The following is a 10,258-nucleotide window of genomic DNA, read 5'->3' on the forward strand; positions in this document are numbered from 1 at the left end:
AGGAGCACGAGCGCGCGCTCGCCATCCTCGGCCGCCAGCCCTCCCTCACCGAGCTCGGCATCTTCTCGGTGATGTGGTCCGAGCACTGCTCCTACAAGTCCAGCCGCGTCTGGCTGCGGCAGCTGCCCACCAAGGCCCCCTGGGTGATCCACGGGCCGGGCGAGAATGCCGGCGTCATCGACATCGGCGAGGGGCTGGCCGCCATCTTCAAGATGGAGAGCCACAACCACCCGAGCTTCATCGAGCCCTACCAGGGCGCGGCCACGGGTGTCGGCGGCATCCTGCGCGATGTCTTCACCATGGGCGCGCGGCCCATCGCCAACCTCAACGCGCTGCGCTTCGGCGACCCGTCGCTGCCCAAGACGCGGCAGGTGCTGGATGGCGTGGTGCGCGGCATCGGCGGCTACGGCAATTGCGTGGGCGTGCCCACCGTGGGCGGCGAGGTGAACTTCCACCCCGCCTACAACGGCAACCCGCTGGTCAACGCCATGACCGTCGGCATCGCGCCGCGCGACCGCATCTTCCTCAGCGCCGCCGCCGGCATCGGCAACCCGGTGGTCTATGTCGGCTCCAAGACGGGCCGCGACGGCATCCACGGCGCCACCATGTCCTCCGCCGAGTTCAGCGCCGACAGCGAGGAGAAGCGCCCCACCGTCCAGGTCGGCGACCCCTATGCGGAGAAGCTGCTGATCGAGGCCTGCATGGAGCTGATGGCGACCGACGTCATCGTCGCCATCCAGGACATGGGGGCGGCCGGCCTCACCTCCTCCTCCGTCGAGATGGCGGGCAAGGGCGGCGTCGGCATCGAGCTGGTGCTGGACGACGTGCCCCAGCGCGAGGCGGGCATGAGCGCCTACGAGATGATGCTCTCCGAGAGCCAGGAGCGCATGCTGATGATCCTGAAGCCCGGCCAGGAGCACGTGGCCGAGGCGATCTTCCGCAAGTGGGAGCTGGATTTCGCCGTCATCGGCCACCTGACCGACACGGGCCGCATCGTCATCCGCCACAAGGGCGCGCTGGAGGCGGACATCCCGCTGGCGCCGCTGGAGAGCGAGGCGCCGCTCTACCACCGCCCCACCGCCGAGACGCCGAAGCAGCCGGTGCTGGACGCCGCGCAGGTGGCGGACCCGGCGGGCATCGCCCCCGCGCTCCTCACCCTGATCGGCTCGCCCGACCTCTGCTCGCGCCGCTGGATCTGGGACCAGTATGACAGCACGGTGGGCGGCCAGACGGTGAAGCGCCCCGGCGCCGCCGATGCCGCCATCGTCCGGCTGGAGGACAGCGCCCGGGCTCTCGCCATGACCACGGACTGCACCCCCCGCTACTGCGCCGCCGACCCCGAGGAGGGCGGCCGCCAGGCGGTGGCCGAGGCGTGGCGCAACATCACCGCCACCGGCGCCCTGCCGCTCGCCATCACCGACAACATGAACTTCGGCAACCCCGAGAAGCCGGAGATCATGGGCCAGTTCGCCGCCGCCGTGCGCGGCATGGCCTCGGCCTGCACCGCGCTCGACTTCCCCGTCGTCTCCGGCAACGTCTCGCTCTACAACGAGACGGAGGGCCGCGGCATCCTCCCCACCCCCGCCATCGGCGCGGTGGGCGTGATCGAGGATGCGGCCAGGGCCGTGGGCTACGCGCTGAAGCCTGGCCAGGAGATCGTGCTGGTGGGCGAGACGAAGGGCTGGCTCGGCCAGTCCCTCTGGCTGCGCGAGATCGCGGGCCGCGAGGAGGGCGCGCCGCCGCCGGTCGACCTCGCCGCCGAGCGCCGCCATGGCGATTTCGTCCGCGCGCAGATCCTCGCCGGCACCGTGGCCGGCTGCCACGACCTGGCCGATGGCGGGCTGCTGGTGGCGCTGGCCGAGATGGCGATGGAAGGCGGAACCGGCGCCACGCTGGAGCCGGCGCCCGGGGAAACGCTGACGGGGGGCATCCCTCCGCACGCCTTCTGGTATGGCGAGGACCAGGGCCGCTACCTGCTGGCCACCACCGACGCGGCGGCGCTGCTGGCGGCCGCGCAGGCCGCCGGCGTGCCGGCCCGCCGCATCGGCCGCGCCGGGGGTGGGGACTTGGTTGTGCCGGGCGCCGACGCCATATCGGTGGCGCGCCTGCGGGAGGCGCATGAGCGCTTCCTGCCCGGCCTGATGGCCCGCTAACCTTGCCTCGTTAACCTTGCAGTGCCCCGCAACGAAGGAGACCCCGCATGGCGATGCCGGCAGCCGAGATTGAAGCCCTGATCAAGGCGGCCCTGCCGGACGCGCAGGTGACGATCGAGGACCTCGCGGGGGATGGCGACCACTACGCCGCCACCGTGGTGTCCGAGGCGTTCCGCGGCCGTTCCCGCGTGCAGCAGCACCAGCTCGTCTACGCGGCGCTCCAGGGCCGCATGGGCGGGGCGCTGCACGCCCTCGCCCTGCAGACCTCCGCCCCGCAAGCGGCCTCCTGAGGAATTTCCCGATGAGCAACCCGACCTTCGACCGCATCCAGTCCGAGATCACCGAGAACCCGGTGGTGCTCTACATGAAGGGCACGCCGGTCTTCCCGCAATGCGGCTTCAGCGCCCGCGTGGTGCAGATCCTCTCCCACGTCGGCGTGCCCTTCAAGGGCGTGAACGTGCTGGAGGATGCCGAGATCCGCGAGGGCATCAAGGCCTTCACCAACTGGCCGACCATCCCGCAGCTCTACGTCAAGGGCGAGTTCGTCGGCGGCTGCGACATCATCATGGAGATGTTCCAGAACGGCGAGCTGACCGCGCTGCTCGACGAGAAGGGCATCCCGCACCAGGCCGCGGCCTGAGCGGTGCGCCCGGGCCCCGCACGGCCCTGGGCTGGAACGCCGGCGCCCGCCCCGGATGACGGGGCGGGCGTTTTCATGTCCGGAACGCGCCTTCACAGCCGGCCAACCGGCCGCCACCTCTGGCGTTGCCCAGAGCGGGGGAGGCGCCTCCCCCCGGCACACCGCACCGGAAGGCCCGCATGACCCGCGACGACACCCGCACCCTGCTGAACCTGGTGCTGCCCATCCTGCAGCCGCTGGCCGGCGCCATGGCGCCGGTCTTCGGCATCGGCCACACCATGGCCGAGATGTCGGCCCGCAGCCAGACGCCGGTGGTGCCGGCGGGCTATGCCTTCTCCATCTGGGGGGTGATCTTCGCCCTCGGCATCGCCTGGGGCATCTGGCAGCTCCTCCCCTCCGGCGGGCGGAACAGCCTGGCGGCGCGCCGGCTGGGCTGGCCGCTGGCCGCCGCCTTCGCCTGCTCGAACCTCTGGATGGTGGTGGCGGCGCTGACCGAGAATGGCTGGCACCTCGTGCTGATCATCCTGCTGATGCTGGCCGCCAGCCTCACCGCCTTCTTCATCAACCGCCGCCTGCCGGCCCATGCGGGCGGCCCGGCCTGGCCGGAGCGCTGGATCATCCGCCCGCTGGTGGGGCTGATGGCCGGCTGGGTCTCCGTGGCCAGCTTCGCCAACATCGCGGGGGCGGCGCGGATCAGCGGCGCCATCCAGCCGGACGGCGCGGGCGAGACCCTGGCGGCGGTGCTGATCCTGCTCGCCGCGGGGGGGCTGGTGCTGGGGGTGCTGTGGGCGGCGCAGGGCTCGCCCTGGTACGCGGCGGCGGTGGCCTGGGCGCTGGTGGGCATCCTCTACGCCAACACGGTGGAGCGGGAGTTCGACGCGGCCGTCGCGGCCGTCTCGTTGGGGCTGCTGGCGGTGGTGCTGGCGATGGCCTGGCAGCGGGCGCGCTTCGCCCGCACCGGCCCCCAGCCGGCCCCATGATGCGCCCGGGGCGCGCCTCCCGGATGAAGACGCGCCCCGGGATCGCGGGCCTGGCCGCCTCAGCCGAGGCGCGGGCCGGTGCCGAAGCCGCCCTGGGCCGAGGCGCTGTTGCCCACGGGGCCGGGGACACGGCCGGTGGCGTTGTGCCGCTCGGTGGTGCTCACCGAGGCCACCAGCGGGCTGCCGCTGGGCGAGGCGCTCTGGCCCACATTGGCCGGCAGGCCGCGCTCGGAGGCCTGCGTCGTCGCCATGGAGTAGGCGAAGGGGCTGCCGGTGATGGGGGTGTTGTTCACGTTGTCGAACAGGTCGGCCGCCATCGACAGGCCGGGGGCGGCCACCGTCAGGCCGGCGGCCAGGAACAGGGCGCGGAAAGCGGAAACGTTGCGCATGATCTTGTCTCTCATCTCGTGTGTTGCTCAGGCTCTGGCGGGATCGCCCACCGTCGCAGAGAGAGATGGGCCCCCAGCGGCATCATCAAAACTGCTAAATAAATGATCGAACCCATCAGCCGGAGAGATGGATGATCGACCCCCTGACGCTCGACCAGCTGCGCGTCCTGGTGGCCGTGGCGGAGACGGGCAGCTTCTCGGCGGCGGCGCGGCGGCTGCGGCGGGTTCAGTCGGCGGTCAGCCAGTCGATCCAGGCGCTGGAGGGCACGCTGCGCCTCTCCCTGTTCGACCGCACCGGCCGGCGCCCCACGCCCACCGAGGCGGGGCGCGTCATCATCGAGGATGCGCGGCTGATGCTGAAGCAGGCCGAGGTGCTGCGCGCCCGCGCCGACAGCATCACGGGCGGGCTGGAACCGGAGCTGACCATCGCCATCAACCCGCTGATGCCCCCCGCTCCCGCCATGGAGGCGCTGAAGGCGCTGCGGCAGGAATTCCCCAACCTGCCGGTGACGCTGCTGACCGAGGGGCTGAGCTCTCCCGAGCGCCACCTGCGGGACGGCACGGTGCGGCTGGCCATCTATCCGGTGGAGGCGGTCGGGCCGATGGAGCTGGCGGTGGACTTCCTGATGAACGTGCCGATGATTCCGGTGGTGGCCGCCGGCCACCCGCTGGCCCGGCTGGAAGGCCCCCTGGCGCGGGAGGAACTCGCCATGCATGTCCAGCTGGTGCTGACCGATGGCGGGCCGAAGAGCAACTGGTCACGCGGCGTGATCAGCCCGCAGCACTGGCGCTTCGCCGACCTCAACACCCGGCTGGCCTTCCTGCTGGAGGGCTTCGGCTGGTGCAACATGCCAGAGCACATGGTGGCCGCGCATGTCGCCGAGGGGCGCCTCAAGCGGCTGCATCTGTTCGAGGAGAACGGCTTCGCCATCCCGCTGCATGTGGTGCATGAGCGCAGCCGGCCGCCCGGCGTCGCCGGGCGGTGGCTGGTCAACCGGATGCGCCAAGCCCTGGCCCATCACGGCGTCCAGCCCCTGGCGGCGGCCTGAGCGCCGCGCATGCGGAAAGGGCGCCCCGCCGTCCGGCGGGGCGCCCTTTCAGAGAACATCGCGCCTGCCCGGGCCTGAGCCCGGAGGCTGCCTCAGCCGAGGCGCGGGCCGGTACCGAAGCCGCCCCGGGCCGAGGCGCTGTTGCCCACGGGGCCGGGGACGCGGCCGGTGGCGTTGTGCCGCTCGGTGGTGGTCACCGAGGCCACCAGCGGGCTGCCGCTGGGCGAGGCGCTCTGGCCCACATTGGCCGGCAGGCCGCGCTCGGAGGCCTGCGTCGTCGCCATGGAGTAGGCGAAGGGGCTGCCGGTGATGGGGGTGTTGTTCACGTTGTCGAACAGGTCGGCCGCCATCGAGAGGCCGGGGGCGGCCACCGTCAGGCCGGCAGCCAGGAACAGGGCGCGGAAAGCGGAAACGTTGCGCATGATCGTGTCTCTCATCTCGTGTGTTGCTTAGGCTCTGGCGGGGAGCCCCGCCGTTGACGAGAGAGATATACCGATCGGTATACTGTCAGAACCCCTTTAAAATCGATAGTACCGATCGGTTCAACTGATAGATCAGCGCCTTCCCGCACCGCCGGCGCAGCCCACGGCTCAGGCCAGGGGGGGATTGCCGCCGCCCGCCGATGGGTGGAGGCTGACGCGCGCAGAGCCCCAGCAGAGCCCCAGCCAGGATGCCCGCGCCATGACCCTCTCCTACGCGCCGCCCGCCTACACCACCCAGCACTGGCAGGTGACCAAGCCCGCCGCGCGCGGCGGGCGCGGCATCGTCGCCAGCCAGAGCCGGGCGGCGGCGGAGGCCGGCGTGGCGGTGCTGGAGGCCGGCGGCAACGCGGCGGATGCCGCCGTGGCCACCGCCTTCGCCCTGGCCGCGATGGAGCCGTGGAATTCCGGCCTGGGCGGCATCGGCTTCGCGCTGGTGCACAAGGCCGGCAGCCCGGCGGCGGAGCTGGTGGATTTCGGGCCCGTCGCCCCCGCCGCCAGCGACCCGGCGGACTACCCGCTGACGGGGCGGATGAAGCAGGACCTGTTCGCCTGGCCGGAGGTGCAGGGGGACCGCAACATCCATGGCCCGCTCTCCTTCGCCATCCCCTCCTCGGTGGCGGGCTACGCCACGCTGGCCGAGCGCTTCGGCAGCGGCATGGCGCTCTCCGAGCTGCTGGGGCCGGCCATCGCGCTGGCCCGGCGCGGCCTGCCGCAGGACTGGTACACCACGCTGAAGGTGGCCAACTCCGCCAAGGTGCTGCGCCTCTACCCCGAGAGCGCGCGCATCTACCTGCCCGACGGCTTGCCCCCCGTGGCGCCCTACCAGGGCGCGCCCGGCTTCTTCCCGCTCGGCCGCCTGCCGGAGACGCTGGAGCGGCTGCGCGACGCCGGCTGGCGCGACTTCTACGAGGGCGAGATCGCCGCCTCCATCGCGGCCGACGTGGCGGCGATGGGCGGGCGCCTCTCGGCCGCCGACCTCGCCGGCTGCCAGGTGCGCATCCGCCCGGCGCTCGGCATCCCCTGGCGCGGCGGGCTGGTGCTGCAGGGGGCGGGCGGGCTGACCGCGGCGCCCACCCTGGCCCGCGTGGTGGCGGAGATGGCTCGGCTGGACCCCGGCGCCACGCCGGACGCCGCCTGGTTCAGCGCCCTCTCCAAGACCATGCGCGCCGCCTATGCCGAGCGCCTCGCGGGCCTCGGCGCCGCCGCGCCGCCGCCCGAGCCGGCCGAGACCTGCACCACCCACCTGACCGTGGTGGATGCCGCGGGCAACATGGTGGCGATGACCACCACCCTGCTCTCTTCCATGGGCAGCCGCGTGGTGCTGCCCGGCAGCGGCGTGCTGATGAACAACGGCATGATGTGGTTCGACCCGACGCCCGGCTCGGCCAACGCCATCCGCCCCGGCGCGCGGCCGCTGTGCAACATGTGCCCGGTCACGGTCTCGGACGGAAGCGGGCCGGTGATGGCGCTCGGCGCCTCGGGCGGGCGGCGCATCCTGGCCTCGGTCTACCAGATGCTGGCCTTCGCGCTGGATTTCGGCATGGCGCCGGAGGCGGCGGCGCACCACCCGCGCATCGACGTCTCCGGCCCCGACACCACCACCGCCGACCGCCGCCTGCCGGCCGACACGCTGGCGGCGCTGGAGGCGCAGGGGGGCCTGACCACGGTGGAGCACGCCGTGCTGCCGGTGAACTTCGCCTGTCCCAACCTGATCGTCCGCGAGGGCGAGGGCTTCGCCGGCATCAGCGACGTGATGACACCCTGGTCGGCGGCGGTGGCGGCGCGCTAATCCGCCCGGAAGCTCTCCGGCCGCTCGACGCCGAGTTCGTGGCCCTTGGCGTCGAAGGCGGCCTCGTAGACGGCGGTGAGGCGGGTCTTGGGCGTGCCGTCGGCATAGTGGGCGCCGGTCGGGATGTTGGCGGCCTCCGTGCCGATGGCGGCCAGCTCGGTCGCCTGCGCGGCCAGCCCCTCGGCGTGCATCATCTCCAGCAGCAGCCGCGCCTCGGTCTGCGCCAGCTGCTCCTCCAGCGTGGCGATGCGCCGCTCCCGCGTGGCCAGCGTGTCGCGCAGCGCGGTGGCCCTGCGGGCCAGCGCCTCGGCCGCCTCTTCCAGCGCCTGCAGCACCGGCCGGGCGGCGAGGGCGATGGGGGTGGGGTTCGCGTCGGGCATCCGGACCTCTTGCCGATGGTGGGGCGGGCGGAGGCATAGAGCAGACGCCCGCCGGGTGGGAACACCCGCGCGGGTGACGATGTGCGGCGGGGCGCCCTCAGGCCGTGGCGAGCAGCGCCACGCCGAGCGAGATCAGCCCGATCGCCGCGATCTTCTGCCCGCCCAGCGATTCGCCGAACAGGAAGTGGCCGACCAGGGCAATGACCACGTAGGAGGCGGCGGTGCAGGGCAGCGCCACGCTCATCGGGATCTTGCGCAGCGCCACGATGTAGAGCATCGCCGCGCCGCCGTAGCAGCCGAGGCCGATGATGGTCTGCCAGCGGAAGAGCTGGACGAGGAAATTGCCCTCGCCCAGCGTGCCCGCCTTCAGCAGCACCTGGCCGATGAGCGAGGTGAGGATGGCGGCGGCGAGGACCAGCCAGTACAGCGTCAGCGGCGCCGTCACGGCGCGGCCCGCTCCAGCCGGGGCGCCTCGGGGGCGGCGCCGGCCGGCATGGCGCGCGCCGGGTGCAGCTCGCGCACCACGCCCTGCGGCTTGCCGTTGGCGGAGAGGAAGGCGCGGCCGAGATACTCGCCCATCACGCCGAGGATCAGGAACTGCACGCCGGCGATCAGCAGCGTCACGGTCATCACCGAGGCCCAGCCGGAGGGCGTGTCGTTGGTCAGCGCCTCGATGATGGTGAAGATGGCGCCGAGCACGCCGAGCAGGCCCATCGCCACGCCGGCGAACATCGCCAGCCGCAGCGGCATCAGCGAGAAGTTGGTGGCGAGGTTCAGCCAGAGGCGGATCAGCCGGCGCAGCGTGTAGTTGCTGCGGCCCTCCATGCGCGCCAGGTGCATCACCTCGATGCTGTCGATGCGCTGCGTCACCTGCATCACCAGCCCGTCGATATAGGGGTAGGGGCCGGTGTAGCGGGCGACCTCGCGCACCACGAGCGCCGACATGCAGCGGAAGGAGGAGAGGTAGAGGCCCTCCGGCTTGTCCATCAGCTGGTCCGCCACCCAGTTGGCGAAGCGGCTGCCGAGGTTGCGCCAGCCCTCGTGCTCCTTCTTGGCGTAGCGTGTGTAGACCACGTCCCAGCCGCCGAGCCGGGCGTGGTCGTAGAGCTTGACCACCTCCTCGGGCGGGTTCTGCAAATCGTCGTCCATGGTGATGACGTAGCTGCCGCGGGCATGGCGCAGCCCGGTCATGACCGCGTTGTGCTCGCCGAAATTGCGCGCGTGCTCGACATAGGTGAGCGGCACGCTGGCGGTGGCGGCAAGCTGGCGGCAGACATCGCCGCTGTTGTCCGGGCTGCCATCGTTCACCAGCACGATCTCGAGGCCCCCGGCCGGCCGCAGGGCGGAGAGGGCGGCCACCAGCTTCCCCACCGTGTCCGCGCCGCGATAGACCGGCACGACGATCGAGAGGCCGATGGCCGAGGCGGCGCTGGCATGGGCGGCGCTGGCCGGGGCGGGGCAGGGCGCGGGATGGGCGATGGTCATGGGCGTGGCATCCCTGGGGGGCTTCCTGAAGGCGTGTCCTGCGGCGGCGGCTGGCGGGGCCGCGTGGCGGTGGCCAGCACCGAGCCGCCGGCCGGGAAGCGCAGGCCGAGGCGGGCGAGGCCGGCCTCCGCGACGGTGGCCGCGCGCAGCGTCGCATCCAACCATGGCGGGAAGGGGGCGACATCGCTGGCATCGCCCGCGCCGCGCGCCAGCAGCTTGCGCTGCGCCACCATCAGCGGCAGCAGCACGGCGTTCCAGTAGCGCGCCCCGGCGGCCTCGAAGCCGGCACCCGCCAGCAGGGCGCGCGCCTCGGGCGCGGTGTAGCGGCGGGCATTGTGCACCCGCAGGTCGTGCGCCGAGTGCAGCCAGCGGAAGGCGGGCAGGTTCAGCACCAGCAGGCCGCCCGGCGCCAGCACGCGGCGCATCTCGGCCAGCGCCGCCGCCTCGTCCACCGCCGCGTGGCAGAGCACGTCCATGCTGGCCACCACGCTGAAGGCGCCGTCGGGGTAGGGCAGGCGGGCGGCATCCCCCGCGGCCACGGCGGCGCCGGATTTCGCCGCCGCGCGGGCGGCGGCGGGGGGGTGGTATTCCAGCCCGTGCAGCGCCTGGCCGGGAAAGGCGCCGCGCAGGTGGCGCAGCAGCCCGCCCGTGCCGCAGCCCACATCCAGCCAGGGGCCGGGCGGCACGGGGTTGTCGCGCAGGCGGTCGCGCAGGGCGGTCTCGACGCGGTCGCGCAGGGCGCGGTACCACCACATCCCGTCCTCGGCGGCGTCCATCAGGTCGTATTCGGCGGCGTCCACGGAAAACGCTTGTGACAGCGCCCGATCCTCGCCGCAATGGCATTGCAGGAAAGGGCGGAAAGGATGGCCCCGCCCCCATGCCGCCCCGGACCCCTTCCGCCAGCGCCGGCA

The 10,258-nt window shown here is 72.8% G+C and carries 12 protein-coding genes; 6 read left to right on the forward strand and 6 right to left on the reverse strand.

Annotated elements, in window-relative coordinates:
* The 4 genes from purL to ACZJYS_RS19330 all read left to right on the forward strand — a co-directional run.
* On the forward strand, nucleotides 1-2,153 hold a 2,153-nt coding region (purL, locus tag ACZJYS_RS19315; protein ID WP_493179988.1), incomplete at its 5' end, for a phosphoribosylformylglycinamidine synthase subunit PurL.
* A 47-nt stretch (nucleotides 2,154-2,200) separates the two neighbouring features.
* The gene (locus ACZJYS_RS19320; RefSeq protein ID WP_109519042.1) at nucleotides 2,201-2,443 is read left to right on the forward strand and encodes a BolA family protein; all 243 of its coding nucleotides are present in this window, start codon (nucleotides 2,201-2,203) and stop codon (nucleotides 2,441-2,443) included.
* 11 nt (nucleotides 2,444-2,454) lie between these two features.
* Entirely contained in the window at nucleotides 2,455-2,793 is a 339-nt protein-coding gene (grxD, locus tag ACZJYS_RS19325) for a Grx4 family monothiol glutaredoxin (protein ID WP_109519043.1), read from the forward strand.
* 179 nt (nucleotides 2,794-2,972) lie between these two features.
* Nucleotides 2,973-3,773: a TspO-related membrane protein gene (locus ACZJYS_RS19330; protein WP_493179989.1), complete on the forward strand. Its 801-nt coding sequence runs from the start codon at nucleotides 2,973-2,975 to the stop codon at nucleotides 3,771-3,773.
* Between the two features lie 59 nt (nucleotides 3,774-3,832).
* Here ACZJYS_RS19330 and ACZJYS_RS19335 read toward each other — a convergent pair whose 3' ends face one another.
* The gene (locus tag ACZJYS_RS19335) at nucleotides 3,833-4,162 is read right to left on the reverse strand and encodes a glycosyl transferase family 39 (RefSeq protein WP_109519045.1); all 330 of its coding nucleotides are present in this window, start codon (nucleotides 4,160-4,162) and stop codon (nucleotides 3,833-3,835) included.
* Between the two features lie 131 nt (nucleotides 4,163-4,293).
* Here ACZJYS_RS19335 and ACZJYS_RS19340 point away from each other — a divergent pair, with 131 nt between their 5' ends.
* The gene (locus ACZJYS_RS19340; protein ID WP_493179990.1) at nucleotides 4,294-5,211 is read left to right on the forward strand and encodes a LysR family transcriptional regulator; all 918 of its coding nucleotides are present in this window, start codon (nucleotides 4,294-4,296) and stop codon (nucleotides 5,209-5,211) included.
* Nucleotides 5,212-5,303: 92 nt separating this feature from the next.
* Here the strand turns inward: ACZJYS_RS19340 and ACZJYS_RS19345 are convergent, their stop codons facing one another.
* Entirely contained in the window at nucleotides 5,304-5,633 is a 330-nt protein-coding gene (locus tag ACZJYS_RS19345) for a glycosyl transferase family 39 (RefSeq protein ID WP_493179991.1), read from the reverse strand.
* Nucleotides 5,634-5,892: 259 nt separating this feature from the next.
* Between ACZJYS_RS19345 and ACZJYS_RS19350 the strand changes: the two genes are divergently transcribed.
* On the forward strand, nucleotides 5,893-7,482 hold the full coding sequence (locus ACZJYS_RS19350; RefSeq protein ID WP_493179992.1) for a gamma-glutamyltransferase: 1,590 nt from the start codon (nucleotides 5,893-5,895) through the stop codon (nucleotides 7,480-7,482).
* Here ACZJYS_RS19350 and ACZJYS_RS19355 read toward each other — a convergent pair.
* The 4 genes from ACZJYS_RS19355 to ACZJYS_RS19370 form a co-directional block, all read right to left on the reverse strand.
* Complete coding sequence (locus tag ACZJYS_RS19355) at nucleotides 7,479-7,862, reverse strand: hypothetical protein (RefSeq protein WP_109516482.1); 384 nt, start codon at nucleotides 7,860-7,862, stop codon at nucleotides 7,479-7,481. The genes ACZJYS_RS19350 and ACZJYS_RS19355 overlap by 4 nt on opposite strands.
* 97 nt (nucleotides 7,863-7,959) lie before the next feature.
* Entirely contained in the window at nucleotides 7,960-8,307 is a 348-nt protein-coding gene (locus tag ACZJYS_RS19360; protein ID WP_245906248.1) for a DMT family transporter, read from the reverse strand.
* Entirely contained in the window at nucleotides 8,304-9,347 is a 1,044-nt protein-coding gene (locus ACZJYS_RS19365; RefSeq protein WP_493179993.1) for a glycosyltransferase family 2 protein, read from the reverse strand. Before ACZJYS_RS19365 ends, ACZJYS_RS19360 begins: the two co-directional genes overlap by 4 nt.
* Nucleotides 9,344-10,147: a class I SAM-dependent methyltransferase gene (locus ACZJYS_RS19370; protein ID WP_493179994.1), complete on the reverse strand. Its 804-nt coding sequence runs from the start codon at nucleotides 10,145-10,147 to the stop codon at nucleotides 9,344-9,346. The genes ACZJYS_RS19365 and ACZJYS_RS19370 overlap by 4 nt, the downstream gene beginning before the upstream one ends.
* Between the last annotated feature and the right edge of the window lie 111 nt (nucleotides 10,148-10,258).

Source organism: Roseomonas sp. TS2, from assembly GCF_058833935.1.

What these genes read in the sequence shown, in the direction of transcription:
- ACZJYS_RS19330 (WP_493179989.1), top strand. Translation starts at nt 2,973, where the DNA reads ATGACCCGCGACGACACCCGCACCCTGCTGAACCTGGTGCTGCCCATC.
- ACZJYS_RS19340 (WP_493179990.1), top strand. Translation starts at nt 4,294, where the DNA reads ATGATCGACCCCCTGACGCTCGACCAGCTGCGCGTCCTGGTGGCCGTG.
- ACZJYS_RS19355 (WP_109516482.1), bottom strand. Translation starts at nt 7,862, where the DNA reads ATGCCCGACGCGAACCCCACCCCCATCGCCCTCGCCGCCCGGCCGGTG.
- ACZJYS_RS19335 (WP_109519045.1), bottom strand. Translation starts at nt 4,162, where the DNA reads ATGCGCAACGTTTCCGCTTTCCGCGCCCTGTTCCTGGCCGCCGGCCTG.
- grxD (WP_109519043.1), top strand. Translation starts at nt 2,455, where the DNA reads ATGAGCAACCCGACCTTCGACCGCATCCAGTCCGAGATCACCGAGAAC.
- ACZJYS_RS19345 (WP_493179991.1), bottom strand. Translation starts at nt 5,633, where the DNA reads ATGCGCAACGTTTCCGCTTTCCGCGCCCTGTTCCTGGCTGCCGGCCTG.
- ACZJYS_RS19350 (WP_493179992.1), top strand. Translation starts at nt 5,893, where the DNA reads ATGACCCTCTCCTACGCGCCGCCCGCCTACACCACCCAGCACTGGCAG.
- ACZJYS_RS19365 (WP_493179993.1), bottom strand. Translation starts at nt 9,347, where the DNA reads ATGACCATCGCCCATCCCGCGCCCTGCCCCGCCCCGGCCAGCGCCGCC.
- ACZJYS_RS19320 (WP_109519042.1), top strand. Translation starts at nt 2,201, where the DNA reads ATGGCGATGCCGGCAGCCGAGATTGAAGCCCTGATCAAGGCGGCCCTG.